This is a genomic window from Salmonella sp. NW177, from assembly GCF_051811585.1.
GTDB lineage: Bacteria > Pseudomonadota > Gammaproteobacteria > Enterobacterales > Enterobacteriaceae > Salmonella > Salmonella enterica.
In genome coordinates this window covers 285,861-306,859 of sequence record NZ_JAMMZV010000004.1, presented here as the reverse complement: position 1 = coordinate 306,859, position 20,999 = coordinate 285,861, and the positions used below count along the sequence as shown (strand labels likewise).

Annotated in this window: 20 protein-coding genes; 10 read left to right on the top strand and 10 right to left on the bottom strand. The window is 51.8% G+C overall.

The window, feature by feature from the left end; all coding sequences use genetic code 11:
• The first annotated feature begins 56 nt into the window (after positions 1-56).
• Positions 57-1,202 carry a lipopolysaccharide N-acetylglucosaminyltransferase gene (locus tag NA986_RS14195; RefSeq protein ID WP_000591825.1) on the top strand — a complete coding sequence of 382 codons (1,146 nt, stop codon included), beginning with the start codon at positions 57-59 and terminating at the stop codon, positions 1,200-1,202.
• 56 nt (positions 1,203-1,258) lie between these two features.
• On the opposite strand, the gene rfaL is transcribed toward NA986_RS14195, so the two are convergent.
• Genes rfaL through rfaD form a run of 4 tightly spaced genes read right to left on the bottom strand, consistent with a single transcriptional unit; the run spans position 1,259 to position 5,447 of the window.
• Positions 1,259-2,473: an O-antigen ligase RfaL gene (rfaL, locus tag NA986_RS14190; RefSeq protein ID WP_001728215.1), complete on the bottom strand. Its 1,215-nt coding sequence runs from the start codon at positions 2,471-2,473 to the stop codon at positions 1,259-1,261.
• Positions 2,474-2,512: 39 nt separating this feature from the next.
• Entirely contained in the window at positions 2,513-3,466 is a 954-nt protein-coding gene (rfaC, locus tag NA986_RS14185) for a lipopolysaccharide heptosyltransferase RfaC (protein WP_001264617.1), read from the bottom strand.
• Entirely contained in the window at positions 3,466-4,512 is a 1,047-nt protein-coding gene (gene rfaF / locus NA986_RS14180) for an ADP-heptose--LPS heptosyltransferase RfaF (protein WP_023216802.1), read from the bottom strand. The genes rfaC and rfaF overlap by 1 nt, the downstream gene beginning before the upstream one ends.
• Positions 4,513-4,514: 2 nt before the next feature.
• A complete protein-coding gene (gene rfaD / locus NA986_RS14175) occupies positions 4,515-5,447 on the bottom strand; it encodes an ADP-glyceromanno-heptose 6-epimerase (protein WP_000587771.1) in 933 nt (310 codons plus the stop codon).
• 202 nt (positions 5,448-5,649) lie between these two features.
• Between rfaD and kbl the strand changes: the two genes are divergently transcribed.
• The 3 genes from kbl (at position 5,650) to NA986_RS14160 (ending at position 9,209) form a co-directional block, all read left to right on the top strand.
• Positions 5,650-6,846, top strand: coding sequence for a glycine C-acetyltransferase (kbl, locus tag NA986_RS14170; RefSeq protein WP_001213790.1), 1,197 nt, complete (start codon positions 5,650-5,652; stop codon positions 6,844-6,846).
• A gap of 9 nt (positions 6,847-6,855) precedes the next feature.
• Positions 6,856-7,881: an L-threonine 3-dehydrogenase gene (tdh, locus tag NA986_RS14165; RefSeq protein WP_023216801.1), complete on the top strand. Its 1,026-nt coding sequence runs from the start codon at positions 6,856-6,858 to the stop codon at positions 7,879-7,881.
• A gap of 293 nt (positions 7,882-8,174) precedes the next feature.
• Positions 8,175-9,209 (top strand): glycosyltransferase, encoded by a 1,035-nt coding sequence (locus NA986_RS14160; RefSeq protein ID WP_000798200.1) that lies wholly within the window; start codon positions 8,175-8,177, stop codon positions 9,207-9,209.
• Here NA986_RS14160 and NA986_RS14155 read toward each other — a convergent pair.
• From NA986_RS14155 to gpmM, 3 genes are read right to left on the bottom strand one after another with little or no spacing between them, the layout of a single operon-like run.
• Positions 9,196-10,158, bottom strand: coding sequence for a divergent polysaccharide deacetylase family protein (locus tag NA986_RS14155; protein WP_001135519.1), 963 nt, complete (start codon positions 10,156-10,158; stop codon positions 9,196-9,198). The two genes, NA986_RS14160 and NA986_RS14155, sit on opposite strands and share 14 nt — an antisense overlap.
• A gap of 3 nt (positions 10,159-10,161) precedes the next feature.
• Positions 10,162-11,421: a murein hydrolase activator EnvC gene (gene envC, locus NA986_RS14150; protein WP_058814511.1), complete on the bottom strand. Its 1,260-nt coding sequence runs from the start codon at positions 11,419-11,421 to the stop codon at positions 10,162-10,164.
• Positions 11,422-11,454: 33 nt separating this feature from the next.
• Positions 11,455-12,999, bottom strand: coding sequence for a 2,3-bisphosphoglycerate-independent phosphoglycerate mutase (gene gpmM, locus NA986_RS14145; RefSeq protein WP_000116576.1), 1,545 nt, complete (start codon positions 12,997-12,999; stop codon positions 11,455-11,457).
• A gap of 247 nt (positions 13,000-13,246) precedes the next feature.
• On the opposite strand from gpmM, the gene NA986_RS14140 reads away from it, so the two are divergent.
• From NA986_RS14140 to cysE, 5 genes are all read left to right on the top strand, one after another.
• Positions 13,247-13,678, top strand: a complete 432-nt coding sequence (locus NA986_RS14140; protein WP_001156179.1) for a rhodanese-like domain-containing protein — start codon at positions 13,247-13,249, stop codon at positions 13,676-13,678.
• An 85-nt stretch (positions 13,679-13,763) separates the two neighbouring features.
• Complete coding sequence (gene grxC, locus NA986_RS14135) at positions 13,764-14,015, top strand: glutaredoxin 3 (protein ID WP_001273795.1); 252 nt, start codon at positions 13,764-13,766, stop codon at positions 14,013-14,015.
• 43 nt (positions 14,016-14,058) lie between these two features.
• Positions 14,059-14,526: a protein-export chaperone SecB gene (secB, locus tag NA986_RS14130; protein WP_000003370.1), complete on the top strand. Its 468-nt coding sequence runs from the start codon at positions 14,059-14,061 to the stop codon at positions 14,524-14,526.
• A complete protein-coding gene (gene gpsA / locus NA986_RS14125) occupies positions 14,526-15,545 on the top strand; it encodes an NAD(P)H-dependent glycerol-3-phosphate dehydrogenase (protein ID WP_023216800.1) in 1,020 nt (339 codons plus the stop codon). Before secB ends, gpsA begins: the two co-directional genes overlap by 1 nt.
• 77 nt (positions 15,546-15,622) lie before the next feature.
• Complete coding sequence (cysE, locus tag NA986_RS14120) at positions 15,623-16,444, top strand: serine O-acetyltransferase (RefSeq protein ID WP_001112114.1); 822 nt, start codon at positions 15,623-15,625, stop codon at positions 16,442-16,444.
• 82 nt (positions 16,445-16,526) lie between these two features.
• Here cysE and NA986_RS14115 read toward each other — a convergent pair whose 3' ends face one another.
• Complete coding sequence (locus NA986_RS14115) at positions 16,527-17,837, bottom strand: MFS transporter (RefSeq protein WP_001092104.1); 1,311 nt, start codon at positions 17,835-17,837, stop codon at positions 16,527-16,529.
• A 73-nt stretch (positions 17,838-17,910) separates the two neighbouring features.
• On the bottom strand, positions 17,911-19,107 hold the full coding sequence (locus NA986_RS14110) for an L-talarate/galactarate dehydratase (protein ID WP_001218249.1): 1,197 nt from the start codon (positions 19,105-19,107) through the stop codon (positions 17,911-17,913).
• A gap of 318 nt (positions 19,108-19,425) precedes the next feature.
• Between NA986_RS14110 and NA986_RS14105 the strand changes: the two genes are divergently transcribed.
• Complete coding sequence (locus NA986_RS14105) at positions 19,426-20,430, top strand: LacI family DNA-binding transcriptional regulator (RefSeq protein WP_001805166.1); 1,005 nt, start codon at positions 19,426-19,428, stop codon at positions 20,428-20,430.
• A 67-nt stretch (positions 20,431-20,497) separates the two neighbouring features.
• Here NA986_RS14105 and trmL read toward each other — a convergent pair whose 3' ends face one another.
• On the bottom strand, positions 20,498-20,971 hold the full coding sequence (gene trmL, locus NA986_RS14100; protein ID WP_000932335.1) for a tRNA (uridine(34)/cytosine(34)/5-carboxymethylaminomethyluridine(34)-2'-O)-methyltransferase TrmL: 474 nt from the start codon (positions 20,969-20,971) through the stop codon (positions 20,498-20,500).
• Positions 20,972-20,999: the final 28 nt, after the last annotated feature.

Below are 20,999 nucleotides of genomic sequence, written 5' to 3'. Positions count from 1 at the left end.
CTTTTTGTATAACATTTCTTTTTCTATAAAGTTAACTATTCTGGATTATAGCTATTATGATTAAAAAAATCATATTTACTGTTACTCCTATATTTTCAATTCCTCCTCGTGGTGCGGCTGCGGTAGAAACCTGGATTTACCAGGTTGCAAAACGACTATCAATACCGAGTGCTATTGCTTGTATAAAGAATGCTGGCTATCCTGAATATAATAAAATAAACGATAACTGTGATATTCATTACATTGGGTTTAGTAAAGTTTATAAGCGTCTTTTTCAGAAATGGACTCGTCTCGACCCATTACCCTATTCCCAGCGCATCCTTAATATTAGAGATAAAGTGACTACCCAGGAAGATAGCGTCATTGTTATTCATAATAGTATGAAACTGTATCGGCAGATCAGAGAGCGCAATCCGAATGCAAAACTGGTTATGCACATGCATAACGCATTTGAACCAGAACTTCCTGATAACGATGCAAAAATTATCGTACCCAGTCAGTTTCTTAAAGCGTTTTATGAAGAAAGGTTGCCCGCCGCTGCTGTTAGTATTGTGCCTAATGGTTTTTGTGCTGAGACTTATAAAAGAAACCCACAAAATAACCTCCGTCAGCAATTAAATATTGCGGAAGATGCCACCGTTCTCTTATATGCCGGGAGAATTTCGCCTGATAAAGGCATCCTGTTGCTTTTGCAGGCGTTCAAAAAATTACGTACCTTAAAAAGTAATATTAAACTTGTCGTTGTTGGCGACCCTTATGCAAGCCGCAAGGGTGAAAAAGCTGAGTATCAAAAGAAAGTACTGGACGCCGCAAAAGAGATTGGAACGGATTGTATTATGGCTGGGGGGCAATCTCCCGACCAGATGCATAACTTCTATCATATAGCCGATCTGGTTATTGTGCCATCTCAGGTTGAAGAAGCATTTTGCATGGTAGCTGTAGAAGCGATGGCAGCAGGAAAAGCGGTTCTTGCCAGCAAAAAAGGGGGGATTAGCGAATTTGTGTTAGATGGCATAACGGGCTATCACCTCGCAGAACCTATGTCGAGCGACAGTATAATTAATGATATTAACCGTGCGCTTGCTGATAAGGAACGCCACCAGATTGCCGAAAAAGCAAAATCCCTGGTGTTTTCAAAATACAGTTGGGAAAATGTAGCGCAGCGTTTCGAGGAACAAATGAAAAGCTGGTTTGATAAGTGATTGAGTCCGGACGATGGAAAACGCGCTGATACCGTAATAAGTATCAGCGCGTTTTTTTATCTATTTCTTAGCGCCAGCAGAAAACCGGTAATGATACCAATTTGAGCAATATCGACCTGTTCAAAATTGCCACGAACGATATAAAAACCGACGAAAGATAAAAATAGCAAGAGATGAGCATTGTAGGGGCTTATCTCTACTTTCCTGAAGGTAGAGCTGGCTGTTTCCCTGATGATAGCGCCATATAAATAGGCCAGGCTCGCCAGACCCAATATGCCTGCACTAAACCAGATGTACAGAATGGTATTATGCGGACCGATAGATTCTTTAAAGGTCCACGTTGGATAATCGACAACGCGTTTATTATAAACACCATCATACACATCATTACCATAGCCGTAGCCCTTGATCGGGTTTTCCTGAATTAGTATCCACGCGGTGCCCTGGGTTCCGTTAGTATAACGATATGAGCTATCTGTCTGCTGTAATTTATAAAGTAAATGTTCTGGGTCTGGTTTGTTATTATGTTGAGTGATAACCAAAGCGCCGATAATGGCTAATAAAATGGCACCAACTCCTATTAACTTCCATTGGCGGTTCAGTATTGCCCACAGAACACCTACTATGAGCACCGCCAACCATGCCCCTCGCGATAGGGTTCCCAGGATAAAGAAAAGGTAGATAGCGCTAAGCACCAAAAAAACCAACTTAATTGCATTTTTTCTAAACAGCCAAATATTCAATAATGCTGGAAATAAGAAAACCATGGAATCGGACATATGTCGATGCGCATAGCTTATGAATGGCATAATCCCTTTATTATAGTCCTCGATATACAGAATACTCTCTGCAAGGCAGCGAAGCCCTAAACTTGTTAAAAAGGAGAAAAGTACTATTTTCGCAACCGTTTCTTTTGTTTCATCTTTTAATAGTACGGGAATTAATAAAGTATATAATAAGAAACCCTCCAGTACCGTATTTTCAAATTCCTTGAAACTTCCTTTCATATCTGGCGATATGAGTATGGAATAAACAAGGATTAATGATAATACTGCTACGCTATAAAATACGCTATTTTTGAAAAGAGGGGGGAAACTTTTCGGTGAGCGTGAGACCTGATAAATCGCGGTGATAATCATAAGTATGATTATCAAATGTTTATAACGCGTAATACCATCCAGAAAATACGTAGCAACAAAAAGAAAAACCAGCGCTTTATTCCAGATCGGTTTCCATTTCTCTTTATTTAACGTTAATGATGTGGTTAGCATCTTTTCTCCACAATAGGTTTGGGATGAGACAGAGTCTCTTTAATGAATCTTTCCAAATACGCTTGTGGCATCTAAATTCGCCAGGTTCTGTTCTGGTGAGCAGCATGCCATTTGGTTCTTCCCATAACCTCCAATTAACCCAGGGTCCGTTGGGCCATATAGCGTAATATTCGGTCTGTCGAGCGCGGCGGTGAGATGGCTCAGGCCGGTATCAACCGATACGACAAATTTTGCGCCAGCCAGCACTCTGGCGACCTCCTCCAGGCTCATGCGCGGTAACACATCCACATAGTCAAAGCCTTCGGCCAGTCGTTTAGCACGGGCCTCCTCATGAGGCGCGCCCCAGGGAAGTTTTATCCGTAATCCGGTGTTGCCCACCATACCGATAAGCTCGCGCCAGTTTGCTTCCGGCCAGTGTTTATCATCGCGGGTCGTGGCATGTAAAAACACCGCATACGGATCGCTGACCGCCTGCTGGCAATGCAGAAAATGTTTTGCGATGGCATAATCGCCCTGCGACTGCGGTTTATCGTATCCCAGGCTTTTGGCGAACAGCTCGCGCGTCCGTTCAACCGCATGTTGTTGCTTTGCGATATGGTGTTTACGGTTATAGAACAGGCTGGCCAGCGGTTCGCGGGCGGTACTCCAGTCCATACCGTGCTTTATCCCATGCGCCAGACGCGTCACCAGCGCCGCGCTTTTTACCAGCCCCTGCGCATCAATCACAGCGTCGTATTGGTATGCGCATACCGCCCGATGAAAGGCTGTGCGTTCCGCTTTAATGGGCGCGGAAAACCAGGCTTTGCGCCAACGGCGAATAGCGACGGGAATCACGCGATCGACAGCACTGTGCCAGGACGGAATTTGCGCAAACCCTTCTTCGACAACCCAATCAAATTGAATCCCCGGAATCGCCTGTTGCGCGTCGGTAAGCGCAGGCAGGGTATGTAATACGTCGCCCATCGATGATGTTTTAACGATCAAAACCCGCATTAAACGCCCTCTTCCGACAACAGCGAATGAAGCTCTTCCAGAACCCGCTGCGGCGTGATATCGATCAGGCTCTGGTGATAGCCTTGCGCCGTATCGCCTTTACGCACTTTGTGATAACCCGTAATGAGACGAATCACCCGGGCCTTATGAGACAGCGGTGGCGTGAAATCCGGGCTACTTGGGCCATACAAGGCGACCAGCGGGCGGTCGAGCGCCGCCGCGACGTGCATCAGCCCGGAATCGTTGGTGACGATGGCTTTACAGGCGGCTATCAGAATGACGGCCTGTTCCAGCTGGGTTTCCCCCGCCAGGTTGCGACACCATGCCTGCTGCTCGCTATTCAGCGCCGCCAGGATCTCATTTCCGGCTTCATGGTCTTTTGCCGAGCCAAACAGTACGACCTGATACCCTTCGTTAATGAGCTGTTTTGCCAGTTCGGCGTAGTGATAGTGCGGCCAACGTTTTGCCGGGCCAAATTCCGCGCCGGGGCAAAAGCCGATCAGAGGACGTTCAGAAGATAGTGAAAAGTCGCTGCACATCAGCGACTTTTCACCCTCGCTAACCTGGAGCTGTGGCCAGAGTAGCGGCTGCGGCAGATCTTTCGCCGTGCGCATCACGCCCTTGTCATAGGCCAGCGCCACGTAGCGCTCTACCATCAGTGGCCAGGCGTCTTTATCAAGGACGCGCGCATCGTTCAGCAGGCCATAGCGCATTTCGCCGCGCCAGCCGGTACGGTGCGGGATATTGGCAAAGAAAGGAATCAGCGCCGATTTAAACGAATTTGGCAGCACCCAGGCGCGATCGTAGCGCTTCTCTCGCAGGCTATGGCCCAATCTGCGGCGCTCGCCGATTTCCAGCGAGCCGTGGCCCAGCGGCATGGGTATCGCCTCGTTAACTTCCGGCATACGCGATAACAACGGACGGCACCAGGCTGGCGCCATCACGTCGATTATCGCCTGGGGATAGCGCGCTTTAAGCGTGCGATAGAGACTTTGCGACATCATCATGTCGCCCACCCAGGACGGGCCAATGACCAAAATTTTCATACTTACGCGTCGCGGTTCAGCCAGGCCATATACTCCGTGACGCCTTCGGCGACGGTCTTAAAGGGTTTGTCGTAGCCCGCGTTGCGTAGATTGGTTAAATCCGCCTGCGTAAACGCCTGATAGCGACCTTTCAGCTTATCCGGGAACGGAATGTATTCAATGCTGCCTTTTTTATGGTATGCCAGCGTCGCGTCGGCGACGGCCTGGAAAGATTCCGCACGGCCTGTGCCCAGGTTAAAGATGCCGGACTTGCCGCTTTCCAGGAACCACAGGTTAACGGCGGCCACATCGCCCACGTAAACGAAGTCGCGCTTGAAGTTTTCGCTGCCTTCAAACAGTTTCGGGCTTTCGCCGTTGTTTAACTGTGTATTCAGATGAAATGCCACGCTTGCCATGCTGCCTTTATGGCCTTCACGTGGTCCATAGACGTTGAAATAGCGGAAACCGACAATCTGCGAGTTCGCTTCTGGCAGGATCTGGCGCACATATTCATCAAACAGGAATTTAGAATAGCCATAAACGTTAAGCGGTTTTTCGTATTCGCGCGATTCGATGAAATCAGACGTGCGACCGCCATAGGTGGCGGCAGAAGAGGCGTAGAGGAACGGGATTTCGCGCTCAAGACAATAGTGCAGCAGCTCTTTGGAGTATTGATAGTTATTATCCATCATATACTTGCCGTCCCACTCGGTGGTGGAAGAGCAGGCGCCTTCATGGAAAATAGCTTCGATATCGCCGAGCTCTTCTCCGGACATAATCTGGATCAGGAAATCTTCCTTATCCATATAGTCAGCAATGTTCAGATCCACCAGGTTTACAAACTTGGTGCCGTCTTTCAGGTTATCCACCACCAGAATATCGGTGATACCTTTATCATTCAGGGCCTTAACGATATTGCTGCCGATAAAGCCCGCGCCGCCGGTAACGATGATCATAACTGTAACCTTTGAATTATGGTGTCAGAGACTGTCTCAGACATGAATGCTCTTATCATAACACTATTCATCCATTCACTGATAACCCGTGAGGATACGCGTGATTTATGCTGCATTTTAAAGAAGTGATGACGCGTCATCTCGTATCAACGTATCGCTTTGGGTAATATGTGCTGAAATTTGCCCAGTCTGGAGAATCGCAATGCGTGGGGATTTTTACAAACAGTTAACCAACGATCTGGAAACCGCCCGAGCGGAAGGATTGTTTAAAGAAGAGCGCATTATTACGTCTGCGCAGCAGGCGGATATCACCGTGGCGGATGGAAGCCACGTTATTAACTTTTGCGCCAATAACTATCTCGGGCTGGCGAATCACCCTGAGCTGATTAATGCCGCAAAAGCGGGCATGGACAGCCACGGTTTCGGTATGGCGTCCGTGCGTTTTATCTGCGGCACCCAGGACAGCCACAAAGCGCTGGAGCAAAAGCTGGCAAGCTTCCTCGGCATGGAAGATGCGATTCTGTATTCCTCCTGTTTCGATGCTAACGGCGGCTTGTTTGAGACGTTGCTGGGCGCGGAAGACGCTATTATTTCCGACGCGCTGAATCACGCGTCTATCATTGACGGCGTGCGTTTGTGTAAAGCGAAGCGCTATCGCTATGCCAACAACGATATGGCAGAGCTGGAAGCGCGGCTGAAAGAGGCGCGTGAGGCCGGCGCGCGTCATGTCCTGATCGCCACCGACGGCGTGTTCTCAATGGATGGCGTCATCGCCAATCTGAAAGGCGTCTGTGATCTGGCCGATAAATACGATGCGCTGGTGATGGTTGATGATTCTCACGCGGTAGGCTTTGTCGGCGAAAACGGTCGCGGTTCCCATGAATACTGCGACGTAATGGGCCGCGTAGATATTATTACCGGTACGCTGGGCAAAGCGTTAGGCGGCGCATCCGGCGGCTATACCGCGGCGCGTAAAGAGGTCGTTGAGTGGTTGCGTCAGCGTTCCCGCCCATATCTGTTCTCCAACTCCCTGGCGCCGGCGATCGTGGCGGCTTCTATTAAAGTGTTAGAGATGGTGGAAGCGGGCGCAGAACTGCGCGATCGCTTGTGGGCGAACGCCCGGCAGTTCCGTGAGCAGATGTCTGCCGCGGGATTTACGCTGGCAGGCGCGGATCACGCCATCATCCCGGTAATGCTGGGAGATGCGGTTGTCGCGCAGAAATTTGCCCGCGAACTGCAAAAAGAGGGCATTTACGTTACCGGTTTCTTCTATCCGGTCGTACCAAAAGGTCAGGCGCGTATTCGTACCCAGATGTCTGCGGCGCATACGCCTGAGCAAATTACGCGTGCGGTAGACGCGTTCACGCGTATTGGTAAACAACTGGGCGTGATTGCCTGAGGATGTAAGATGAAAGCGTTATCCAAACTGAAAGCGGAAGAGGGCATCTGGATGACCGACGTTCCGGAACCGGAAGTCGGCCATAACGATTTGCTGATTAAAATCCGTAAAACAGCCATCTGCGGTACTGACGTTCACATCTATAACTGGGATGACTGGTCGCAAAAAACCATCCCGGTTCCGATGGTCGTGGGGCATGAATATGTCGGCGAAGTGGTCGGCATCGGTCAGGAAGTGAAAGGCTTTAAAATCGGCGATCGCGTCTCCGGCGAAGGTCATATCACCTGCGGTCATTGCCGCAACTGCCGTGGCGGTCATACTCACCTGTGTCGCAACACCACCGGCGTGGGTGTCAATCGTCCCGGCTGCTTCGCGGAATACCTGGTCATCCCGGCGTTCAATGCGTTTAAAATCCCGGATAACATTTCTGATGATTTAGCCTCTATTTTCGACCCGTTTGGTAATGCGGTGCATACGGCGCTGTCTTTCGATCTGGTCGGCGAAGATGTACTGGTATCGGGGGCGGGGCCAATCGGTGTAATGGCCGCCGCAGTGGCGAAACATGTCGGCGCGCGTCATGTGGTGATTACTGACGTCAATGAATACCGTCTGGAGCTGGCGCGTAAAATGGGCGTCACCCGCGCGGTCAACGTCGCGAAAGAGAGCCTGAACGACGTCATGGCGGAGCTGGGAATGACCGAAGGGTTCGATGTGGGTCTGGAGATGTCCGGCGCGCCGCCGGCGTTTCGTACCATGCTGGACACCATGAATCACGGCGGTCGTATTGCGATGCTGGGGATTCCGCCATCAGATATGTCTATCGACTGGACAAAAGTTATCTTTAAGGGCTTGTTCATTAAAGGTATTTATGGTCGTGAGATGTTCGAAACGTGGTACAAAATGGCGGCGCTGATCCAGTCCGGTCTGGATCTGTCACCGATTATCACCCATCGTTTCTCTATTGATGATTTCCAGAAAGGTTTTGATGCCATGCGTTCAGGCCAGTCAGGAAAAGTTATTCTGAGCTGGGATTAATATGTATAGAGACCCGATGATATTTATCGGGTCTGATATACGTTTCATCGTAAAAGGTTGGTGTCATTCGCCAACCTTTTTTGTTAGGGAAAATCTGGAAAGCCGTAAAGAATTGTCATAGACATCAAGCATTCGTAATTGCGCTTTACTCTTATTTTACTCGCTAACGTCACGCTCTACTCTGAGTTTTGTGCTTGCTTTTTACTGTAAAAATTAATTATGGCGGCTTAATAGTTTCTTAATAGAGCCACAGTATAAAGGCAGGGTAAATTAAGGTTTTTCTGGTAATCGTTATGAAAAATAGTAAAACCAAAGTGAGTATCATTGTCCCGTTATATAATGCGGGAGCGGATTTTAATGCTTGCATGGCGTCGTTAATCGCGCAAACGTGGTCGGCGCTGGAAATTATTATTGTGAATGATGGATCGACGGATCATTCCGTTGAGATAGCAAAACATTACGCGGAACATTACCCGCATGTTCGACTGCTTCATCAGGCCAATGCTGGCGCATCTGTCGCCCGTAATCTTGGCCTGCAAGCAGCGACCGGCGATTATGTCGCCTTTGTCGATGCAGATGACCTGGTCTACCCGAAGATGTATGAAACGCTGATGACCATGGCGCTTAACGATGATCTGGACGTTGCGCAGTGCAACGCGGACTGGTGCGTCCGAAAAACCGGGCACGCCTGGCAATCTATTCCGACCGATCGTCTGCGTTCCACCGGGGTATTAAGCGGACCGGATTGGTTGCGTATGGCGTTGGCCTCGCGACGCTGGACGCATGTTGTCTGGATGGGCGTTTATCGACGTGCGTTAATTACCGATAACAATATTACTTTCGTTCCCGGACTACATCATCAGGACATATTATGGTCGACGGAAGTTATGTTTAATGCCACGCGCGTACGTTATACCGAACAATCATTATATAAATATTTCCTGCATGATAATTCGGTAAGCCGTTTGCAAAGACAAGGCAATAAAAATCTTAATTATCAGCGGCATTATATTAAAATTACGCGCTTATTAGAAAAGCTCAATCGTGATTATGCCCGGCGTATTCCGATTTACCCGGAGTTTCGCCAGCAAATTACCTGGGAAGCGTTACGCGTTTGTCATGCGGTACGTAAAGAGCCTGATATTTTGACCCGCCAGCGTATGATTGCCGAAATTTTTACTTCTGGCATGTATAGACGGATGATGGCTAACGTCCGCAGCGCGAAAGCGGCTTATCAGACGCTGCTCTGGTCTTTCCGGCTGTGGCAATGGCGCGACAAAACCTTGTCGCACCGTCGTATGGCCCGTAAGGCGCTCAATCTGTCTTAGCGCTCACGTTTTTAGGCGCGGCGATTTTCCCCCAGCCTTGCCACTGGTGCTGAAACCAGACAACCACGGAACTTTGCGTAATGCTCTCGCCGATGACGCTGAAAAAGCGCGTAGCGTAGACCGGTTGCAGCGGTTTTTTCGGCTTGCACATCTTCACGCCGCGAAAGGGATTGCGCGGCGCGTCAATTTTCTGCGGCGTCACACCCGGTCGGGACGTATCTACCTGCGGTTCGTTGAGCAGGCTGCCTGGGCGTACCAGGGTGATATCCGCCGGCAGGCGATAAACCATCTGTTGCAGCACGCGAACCGTTGCGGGATGCGGATGTCCAATCGCGATAGCGGAACCGTTGCGACGGGCCAGTTCGATAGCGCGATTAAACTGACGGCGGATATCCGCCTCGTTTTGCGTATCGTCGAGGAACACTTTACGCTTGATCACTTTCACACCCGTACCGGATGCCGCGCGCATCGCCTGGCTATTGCCAATCGTCATGCTGTCGAGAAAATAGAGATTGTAATGTTCCAGCGCCTGCATAACTTTTTGCATACCGAACAGGCTGGAAGTCATTGCGCTGCCCATGTGGTTATTAAGCCCGACGGCATACGGTACGTTGTTTACCGCCTCGCGGATAATGCGCTCGATCTCATCGCTGCTCATATCTGGTCGCAGCGTATCCTTCTCCAGCGGCTGTTTGCTTAGCGGCGCCATCGGCAGATGGATTAACACTTCATGCCCGCTATTGTGCGCTTTAGTTGCCATTTCGCGCGCGTGCGGCGCGTTGGGCAGTACGGCGACGGAGATGTTTGGCGGCAGCGCCAGAACCTGGTTTTCCGTATGCGGGCGATAGCCAAAATCATCAATCACGATGGCGAGCTTGCCAGCGAAAACGGGATGTGCAAACGCCAGCAAAGTGGCCAGCGTGAGAATGGAGCGACGAAACTGAGGCAAAACTTATCTTCCCAACCACGGCTGTGGATTGACGGCCTGACCCTGGCGACGAATTTCGAAATAAAGCGAGGGTCTGCCCTGACCGCCGCTACTGCCCACAAGGGCGATAGGTTGTCCGGCGCGCACCTGCGCGCCTACGCTGACCAGCGCGCTCTGGTTATAGCCGTAAAGGCTCATATCGCCTTTACCATGCTCCACGACCACCACCAGGCCATAGCCTTGCAGCCAGTCCGCCAGAATCACCCTGCCGTCGGCGATGGCTTTGACCTCGGTGCCTTCCGACGCGCCGATCACCATCCCCTTCCAACGTAGCTCACCCTGCAGCCGTTCGCCATAGCGATGCAATATCGGGCCGCGTACCGGCCAGTATGCCTGACCGCGAGGCGCGCCCAGACCGCCGGTGCGGGACATTAGCGAACGCTCGCTTTCCGTCGGCTTATAGGTGCTGCCTTTACGCGAGGCTTCCTGCTGCTTATCGCGTACCGCCTGCGCTTCGCGGGCTTCACGCTCCGCTCGCGCTTTGGCCGCCGCTTCCGCCCGCGCGATACTGTTGCGTAGGCGTGATTCGTTGGCGCGCAGTTCGCTTAACTGTTGCTGGCCTTGCTGAATAGATGACTCCAGTCCGGCAAGCGTTTTCTTACGTTCATTACGCGCCTGCTCCAGCTTCGCCTGCTGGGCGCGCTGCTCATACAGCAACGTTTGTTGTTGGCTTTGCTTCTCTTCCAGCTCGGCTTTTTGCGTGGCGACCTGTTCGCGAGTCTGTTTCAGTTCGGCGATAGTCTCCTGGCGCGCCTGGTTCAGATAGCCGAAGTAGGCCTGCAGGCGTTGCCCACGCTGGCTTTCTTCTCCGCTAAGAATAAGCTGAATGCCGGTGTGTTCGCCCTGGCGGAAAGCGGCGTCCAACTGTGCGGCGAGATTACGCTCCTGGCTGGCTTTTTGCTGCTCCAGTTTGGCAATTGAGGCGTTCATCTCATCAATTTGCGCGTTTAACTGATCCAGAGTGCTTTGCGTTTCGCGCAACTTACGTGCTGCGGCCGAGATGGCCTCTTCCTGGGCTTTCAGTTGTGCCAGGAGGCTGGCGCGTTGTTGTTGCTGCTGGCGTACGTCGCGTTCTTTCGCGGCGATATCGGCCTGAATAGATTTGAGTTGATCGCGGTCATCCGCGTGGGCGGAAAAGGCGCACAACAATACGCCAGCGCTAAGTACGCTGGCGTAGAACAAAGGCCTGACTGAAAACGTTCTTGGTTTCACGGCCTGTTGAATGGTGTTAATCGCCTTTCCCCTCATGGGGAGGGATTATTCCACGATGAACAGCGGCTTACCAGTCATCTCTTGCGGGATTTCCATCCCCATCAGCGACAGCATGGTAGGCGCAATGTCTGAAAGTTTGCCGCCTTCGACCGCCTTCACGTTTTTCTCGCCGACATAAATCAGCGGCACCGGCAGGTTGGTGTGGGCGGTATGCGCCTGACCGGTCGCCGGATCGCGCATCTGCTCCGCGTTGCCGTGGTCCGCGGTAATCAACAGTTGTCCACCAACGGACTCAACCGCTTTTGTTACCTGTTCAATGCAGTTATCCAACGCTTCCACCGCTTTGATGGCGGCTTCCATCACGCCGGTATGACCGACCATATCGCCGTTTGGATAGTTACAAATGATGGTGTCGTATTTACCGCTTTCGATCGCCGCGACCAATTTTTCAGTCAATTCTGCAGAGCTCATTTCCGGTTGCAGGTCATAAGTGGCCACTTTCGGGGAGTTGATCAGAATGCGCTCTTCACCAGCAAACGGTTCTTCTACGCCGCCGTTAAAGAAAAAGGTTACGTGCGCATATTTTTCCGTTTCGGAAATACGCAGCTGAGTTTTGTCGTTTTTCGCCATCCATTCGCCAAAGGTATTCGCCAGCGACGCTGGTGGGTAGGCAACGGCAGTTTTGATGTCGGCGGCGTATTCGGTCAGCATCACGAAGTTCAGATTAACCACTTTCTTACGCGCAAAGCCGTCGAAATCAGCGTTAACGAAAGCGCGGGTAATTTCGCGCGCGCGGTCAGCGCGGAAGTTCATGAAAATCAGCGTGTCGCCGTCTTCCATCGCCGCATCAGCCTGGCCCTCGGCGCGGATAACGGTCGCTTTGACAAACTCATCGTTTTCATCACGAGCGTAAGCGGCCTGCAGGCCAGCCACAGCGGTATCCGCCTGGAATTCGCCCTGGGCCAGGGTCATCAGATCATACGCTTTTTCCACGCGATCCCAACGGTTGTCGCGGTCCATAGCGTAGTAACGACCGACGATAGACGCCACGCGGCCTTTGCCCAGCGCGGCGAATTTGTCTTCGAATTTTTTCAGCGAGGCTTCAGCGCTGCGCGGCGGCGTGTCGCGACCGTCGAGGAAGGCGTGCAGATAGATTTTTTCTGCGCCGCGCTCTGCGGCCAGCTCCACCATCGCCATAATGTGATCTTCGTGGCTGTGGACGCCGCCCGCGGACAGCAGACCCATAATATGAACCGCTTTACCGGCGTTTTTCGCCTGGTCTACCGCATTGGTCAGGACTGGGTTAGCAAAGAAAGTACGTTCTTTAATTTCAACGTCCAGACGCGTCAGGTCCTGATAAACGATGCGGCCTGCGCCCAGGTTAACGTGGCCCACTTCGGAGTTGCCCATCTGGCGGTCAGGCAGACCCACTTCCAGACCGGATGCGTCGATCAGGGTATGCGGACGTTTTGCCCACAGAGCATCCATCACCGGGGTTTTGGCGTTTAAGATAGCGTTATCCTGCTGTTCTTCACGGTAGCCGTAGCCATCCAGAATCACCAGTACCATAGGTTTTTTAGAAACCGACATTGCGACAACCTCATACTCAATAGACAAAATAATTGCGTAATTTTACTACAGCTGAATCGATAAAATAGCCTCAGAAGATCAAAGAAAGGGATCGCGCTGGCGTGAGAAGGCAAGTAATAGCGTGATTTTTTTTCGTAGCGCCCCGCAAAAATGCATTCCAGTGCACGCTCTGGCTGTATTTGCGCCACTGCACAGGTATACTCCTTTCCTGGTTTTTTAATCACTACGTCGGGAGTTGTTACCCCCCATGCAAGAAATTATGCAATTTGTTGGCCGTCATCCCATACTGAGTATCGCCTGGATTGCGTTACTGGTGGCGGTTTTATTTACCACGTTCAAAGGTCTGACTTCAAAAGTTAAGGTGATTACACGCGGCGAAGCCACGCGCCTTATCAACAAAGAGGACGCCGTTGTTGTGGATTTACGTCAACGTGACGATTTCCGTAAAGGCCATATCGCTGGCGCGACCAATTTGCTGCCGAGCGAAATCAAAGCCAACAATGTTGGCGAACTGGAAAAGCACAAAGACAAGCCGATTATCGTGGTCGACGGTTCTGGTATGCAGTGCCAGGAATCCGCTAACGCGCTGACAAAAGCCGGCTTTGAAAAGGTCTTTGTGTTGAAAGAAGGCGTAGCAGGCTGGAGCGGCGAGAATCTGCCTCTGGTGCGCGGTAAGTGATTACCCGTCGTTTTCATGACGCAAGGGGAATGACTTGCCCTTGCGTCGACATGAAATCCATCGGGTAAAAAACAGGAGCGAAGTCATGGCCAATATTGAAATCTACACCAAAGCAACCTGTCCGTTTTGCCATCGTGCAAAGGCGCTGTTAAACAGCAAGGGCGTGAGTTTCCAGGAAATTGCGATTGACGGCGACGCCGTGAAGCGTGAAGAGATGATCAAACGTAGTGGCCGAACGACGGTTCCGCAAATTTTTATTGATGCACAGCACATTGGCGGTTGTGACGACTTGTATGCGCTGGATGCGCGTGGTGGACTGGATCCGCTGTTGCGTTAAGGCGTACTCAAGTATTTAAGGACAACACTAAAGGGTTTTACACATGTCAGAACAAAATAACACTGAAATGGCTTTCCAGATCCAACGTATCTATACCAAGGATGTTTCTTTCGAAGCGCCAAACGCACCGCATGTTTTCCAGAAAGATTGGCAGCCAGAGGTTAAACTGGATCTTGATACGGCATCTTCCCAACTGGCGGATGACGTTTATGAAGTTGTGCTGCGTGTTACCGTAACGGCTTCCCTGGGGGAAGAAACCGCGTTCCTGTGCGAAGTTCAGCAGGCCGGTATTTTCTCCATCAGCGGTATTGAAGGTACTCAGATGGCGCATTGCCTGGGTGCATACTGCCCGAACATTCTGTTCCCGTATGCTCGCGAGTGCATCACCAGCCTGGTTTCACGCGGTACGTTCCCGCAACTGAACCTTGCGCCGGTCAACTTTGATGCGCTGTTCATGAACTATTTGCAGCAGCAGGCTGGCGAAGGTACTGAAGAACATCAGGATGCCTGATGAACCAAAGTAATGCGTCAATGACAGTCATCGGTGCCGGCTCGTACGGCACCGCTCTTGCCATCACTCTGGCGAGAAACGGCCACCAGGTTGTCCTGTGGGGCCACGACCCAAAACATATCGCGACCCTGGAGCACGATCGCTGCAACGTCGCGTTCCTTCCCGATGTGCCTTTTCCCGATACGTTACACCTGGAAAGCGACTTAGCAACCGCGCTGGCGGCCAGTCGTAACATTCTGGTGGTGGTGCCAAGCCATGTTTTCAGCGACGTGCTGCGGCAGATTAAACCGCTGATGCGTCCGGATGCGCGTCTGGTATGGGCGACCAAAGGCCTGGAAGCGGAAACGGGGCGCCTGTTGCAGGATGTCGCTCGCGAGGCGTTAGGCGATCAAATCCCGCTGGCGGTGATTTCCGGCCCGACGTTCGCTAAAGAGCTGGCGGCGGGTTTGCCGACGGCAATCTCGCTGGCCTCAACCGATGAGACCTTTGCCGACGATCTCCAGCAACTGTTGCACTGCGGAAAAAGTTTTCGCGTCTATATCAATGGGGATTTTATCGGCGTGCAGCTTGGCGGCGCGGTGAAAAACGTGATTGCGATTGGCGCGGGGATGTCTGACGGCATCGGCTTCGGCGCGAACGCCCGCACGGCGCTAATCACGCGTGGACTGACCGAAATGTCGCGGCTTGGCGCAGCGCTTGGCGCCGATCCCGCCACCTTTATGGGGATGGCGGGCTTAGGCGATCTGGTGCTGACCTGTACCGACAACCAGTCGCGCAACCGTCGTTTTGGCATGATGCTTGGCCAGGGCATGGACGTTAAAGGCGCGCAGGATAAGATTGGCCAGGTGGTCGAAGGCTATCGCAATACGAAAGAAGTTCGTGAATTGGCGCACCGTTTTGGTGTTGAAATGCCAATAACCGAGGAAATTTATCAAGTATTGTATTGCGGAAAAAACGCGCGCGAGGCAGCATTAACGTTATTAGGTCGCGCCCGCAAGGAAGAGCTGAGTCGCCACTAGCCGTAAGGAACTGTTTGCATAAACGACCCAACCCGCACAGAACGGGTTGGTCGTTTTCTGCCCGTCTGGAGTAAGCCATGCCGTGTGAAGAACTGGAAATCGTCTGGAAGAATATTAAAGCTGAAGCCCGCGCTTTAGCTGACTGTGAGCCTATGTTGGCCAGTTTTTATCACGCCACGCTACTCAAGCATGAAAATCTGGGCAGTGCGCTGAGCTATATGCTGGCAAATAAACTGGCTTCGCCCATCATGCCCGCTATCGCTATCCGTGAAGTAGTTGAAGAAGCCTATGCCGCCGACCCGGAAATGATCGCGTCGGCAGCCTGCGATATTCAGGCCGTGCGCACTCGCGATCCGGCGGTGGATAAATACTCCACGCCGCTGTTATATCTGAAAGGCTTTCATGCGCTACAGGCCTACCGCATTGGTCACTGGTTGTGGAATAAAGGTCGCCGCGCGCTGGCTATCTTCCTGCAAAATCAGGTTTCGGTCTCGTTTCAGGTGGATATTCACCCGGCAGCGAAAATTGGCCGCGGGATTATGCTCGACCATGCCACCGGTATTGTGGTGGGGGAGACGGCGGTTATTGAGGATGATGTGTCGATCCTGCAATCCGTCACCCTGGGCGGTACCGGGAAAACGAGCGGCGATCGCCATCCTAAAATCCGCGAAGGCGTGATGATTGGCGCGGGCGCGAAAATTCTCGGCAATATCGAGGTGGGGCGCGGCGCGAAAATTGGCGCAGGTTCCGTTGTTTTACAGCCTGTCCCGCCGCACACTACCGCCGCAGGCGTTCCGGCGCGTATTGTCGGCAAGCCGGGCAGCGATAAGCCGTCGATGGATATGGACCAGCATTTCAACGGGCTACACCATACGTTTGAGTATGGCGACGGCATCTGAATTGCGCGGTACAACTAAAAAACGCTGTTCCGATGGAGTGCAATCCCGGAACAGCGGAGCGAAGAATTCGCAATGTGGACAATCAGGCTGCGGATGATGTCAGCGTGATGCGATCCAGCGGGCCGACGATAAACAGATATGAAATGAGACCAATAAGTCCCATTGAGCCAACGTATAAAATGGCAAAGTCGAACGACTGAGTATTGGCAAGAATCACGCCGATGACCAGTGGCGTAACGATGCTTGCCATATTGCCGCACATGTTAAATACACCGCCGGCAATACCCAGAACTTCCTTCGGCGAGGTGTCGCTGAGTACGCACCAGCCCAGGTTACCAAACCCTTTGGCAAAAAAGGCCAGACTCATCGCCGCAATGACCACAAATTCTGAAGAGGTGTAGTTGGCGATCACAATTACGCAAGAGAGCAACATACCGCAGATAACAGGCAGTTTCCGCGCGACGGTAAGGCTATAGCCGCGTTTGAGTAGCCAGTCGGAGAACACGCCGCCGAGCAGGCCGCCAATAAAACCGGCAATGGCTGGAATACTGGCCACAAAACCGACTTTCAGAATCGACATGCCTTTCGCCTGGTACAGGTAGGTCGGGAACCAGGTCAGGAAGAACCAGGTGATAGAGGTAACGCAGAATTGCCCGATGTAAACACCGATCATCATCCGGTTAACACAGACGGTTTTAATCTGCGCGAACGTTATTTTCTGCGGCTCCTTTTTACAGCCCAGAGAGGGCTCGCCACCACCGCTACGAATATAGTCAATTTCCGCTTGATTAACTTTTGGGTGGTGCATCGGATCTTTGACTTTCATTAACCAGAATATACCGAGCATCACACCAATAGCGCCAATATAATAGAAGACAAAATGCCAGCTTAAATTATGCAGAATGATCGTCATTAGCGGGGTGATAATGCCCAGCGAGATATATTGCGCAGCCTGATAAACTGAAGTAACGAAACCTCGTTCATTATTGGGAAACCATTGTACGCTTAAACGACTGTTCGCCGGAAAGGCAGGCGCTTCAATCGCGCCCATCAGCAGACGTAGAATAACCAGTACAATTAATGGGCTGCCATACAGATAGATCGTTCCCTGAAACATGGTTACTAACGACCAGCCAATCAATGCGCAACCGTAAACCAGTCGTGAACCGTAGCGGTCTAATAGCCAACCACCGGGTAGTTGCATAATGACATAGGCGATACCAAATGAGGAGAAGGCCAGGCCCATCGCTTCCGGATCAAAACCTAATTCTTTACTCATTATTGGGGCAACTACGGATAGAGTTGCGCGATCCGCATAATTAAATACGGTAGCAAGAAATAAAAATATAAGAATGGTATGACGCACTTTTGTGCGCTTTATTATTGTGTTCATTATCTACTCCTCAGATAAGGGCAGAATGCATCCTGTAAGGTAAGAGAGGCGGGACGGATTCCCGCCAGTCGGGTTAAGGGCGTTTGCCAAATTCACATGTTAATTGTGTCCAGCGGCGCGCTTGTTCACTGAGCGTAAAACCCAGACCATGACGATCGGAAATCCACATGCGGCCATCGCGCAGCTCAAGTTGCTCGTTGAATAATGGGTTCAGCCACTCGAAATGTTCCAGCCACGGCTCCAGGGGATACGCTGCGGAAAGGTGCAGATGTACTTCCATCGCAAAGTGCGGCGCCAGCTTACGCCCGTGTTTCGCCGCCAGATCCATAATCTTCAGGAACGGAGAGATACCGCCGACACGCGGCGCATCTGGCTGAACGAAATCGCTGGCATTGCCCAGAATCAACTGCTCGTGTTCCCGGAAACTGGTCAGCATTTCCCCGGTGGCGATAGGCGTATCCAGCGCGGCAGCAAGCTGGGCATGGCCTTCGATGTCGTAAGCATCTAATGGTTCTTCAATCCAGATAAGGTTGAACTGTTCCATTTTACGCCCCATGCGGATAGCCGTTTCGCGATCCCACTGCTGGTTAGCGTCAACCATTAACGGGAACTCATCCCCAAGCGCTTCACGTACTGCGGTTAAGCGGCGAATATCCTCAGCGCAGTTGGGTTGTCCGACTTTCAACTTAATACCGCCAATGCCATTTTCGCGGGAAATCACCACATTTTTCAGCACTTGATCGAGCGGTGTATGCAAGAACCCCCCTGAGGTGTTGTAACACTGAACGGAGTCGCGGTGCGCGCCCAACAGTTTTGCCAGTGGCAGACCGGCACGTTTAGCCTTCATATCCCATAAGGCGATATCGATAGGGGAGATAGCCTGTACCGCCATCCCGCTACGCCCCACCGAGGCTCCGGCCCACAGCAGCTTGGTGTATATTTTGTCGATATCATTGGGGTCTTCGCCCAGTAGATTGTCGGCTATCTCTTTGGCGTGAGCATAAATACCCTGGCCGCCAGCACGTTTGGAGTAGCTAAAACCAACGCCCTCAAAGCCATCGCGACTGCGGATTTCGGCAATGATGATTGCCACTTCGGTCAAAGGTTTCTGGCGACCGGTCAGTACCTTCGCGTCACTTACTGGCGTCGCCAGCGGTAGAAAAGCCAGTGATAGCTTCACCCATTCGATACGATCGCCGGTTTCTGCCGCGGTTCTGGTATTCGCCGCTTTTGCATACGTTACGGCGTCGGAATTCGCGCTTAAAGCCATTTTTTTTCTCCTGATAATCACAAAATGATTGCGCTAACATTTTTATTATTAAGCGAACGCAGGATCCAGAAAGTTGATGTTGATTTGAACATTTGATCACATATGTCGTATAAAAAGCAGGATTTATTGCAAAATGGATCACGATCCAAAAATATCTGGGGAAATGCATAATACAAAATGATGGCGCTATCATTTTGTAATGACTGAGCTTGATAAGCTACTGTATTTACGGCCTTTCCTGATGCGAAGCTGGCAATAGCCGCAGGCATGATGAATAATGCGCGGATAAATCAGCCAATCTTTGCAGGGGCATCAGACGTGAAGAGAACCAAATCACCTCGTGCGCCGACGCTGGAAGATGTAGCACGTAGCGCCGGGCTGTCTCCGATGACAGTCAGCCGGGCATTGAATTCGCCACAACTGGTTCGCCCCAAAACGGTTGAGAAAGTCATGCAGGCGGTTCGCGTCACAGGCTACATACCCAACGCGTTAGCCGGTGGTCTGGCGTCGCGACGGAGTAAATTAATCGCTGTCGTCGTGCCGCAAATTAACAACAACATGTTTGTCGATACCATCCAGTCGCTGAGCGATGAACTGGCCCGACGCGGATATCACATATTGCTGTGCGTGGCGGGATATACCGAACAAACGGAAGCGGAGTTGGTGGCGACACTGCTTTCCCGCCGCCCCGATGGCGTGGTGCTTACCGGGATCCATCACACGATAGAACTGAAAAAGGTCATCCTGAACGCGGCTATTCCGGTGGTGGAAATTTGGGACTTAACGCCCACGCCGCTTGATATGCTGGTCGGTTTTTCCCATGAAAAAGTCGGGCAGGCGACGGGGGAGTATCTTTTGAGTAAGGGCTATCGTCGTCCCGGCTTGTTGTGGACCGCCGATCGCCGAGCCGCGCAACGTAAGCAGGGGTTATGTAGTGTTCTTCAACGCCACGCGATTCATGCCGTACCGCAGGTAGATGTCCCCCTTCCGGCATCGCTTTCGCTGGGGCGCAGCGGTTTAAGCCAGCTTTTTGACGAAGGGACGTTTGATGTCATTGTTTGCAGTTCTGATACCCTGGCACAGGGGGCGATGATGGAGGCGGAAAGCCGTGGTATGCGCATTCCGCATGATTTAGCGGTTATTGGTTTTGGCGACCTTGATTTTGCCGCCAGCAATCGACCATCAATTACTACCGTAAGCGTTGACAGACGCGCCATTGGCCAGCGCGCCGCTACGCTGTTGGCCGATCGTATTGAACAGAAACCGTGCGCAGAAGCTATTGTGGATATTGGCTTTCATTTGATTGAGCGAGAGTCCGCATAAACGGGAACATGCCATCGGGATCGGCCAGGCCGGATCAGGCGTTAGCCGCCATCCGGCATTGAATATATTACGACCGCAATACCGCGCCGGGATATCCTAACTGGCGCCACGCTTCATACACCACCACCGACACCGCATTCGACAGGTTCATGCTACGGCTATCCGGCATCATCGGAATGCGAATCTTCTGCTCTTTAGGCAACGCATCGAGAATGCTGGCGGGCAGGCCGCGCGTTTCCGGGCCAAACATCAAATAATCGCCATCCTGATAGCTTACGGCGCTATGGGCGGGCGTGCCCTTTGTCGTCAACGCAAACAGGCGCTGCGGGTTTTCGGCGGCGACAAAGGCGGCATAATCGTGATGGCGCTGAACCGCGGCGAATTCGTGATAGTCCAGCCCTGCGCGGCGTAAGCGCTTATCATCCCAGGTAAACCCCATCGGTTCGATGATGTGCAGACGAAAGCCGGTATTGGCGCAAAGACGAATGATGTTGCCGGTATTCGGCGGGATTTCTGGTTCGAAGAGTACGATGTTAAGCATGATGCCCCCTTAAATGCGGGGGGCAGAA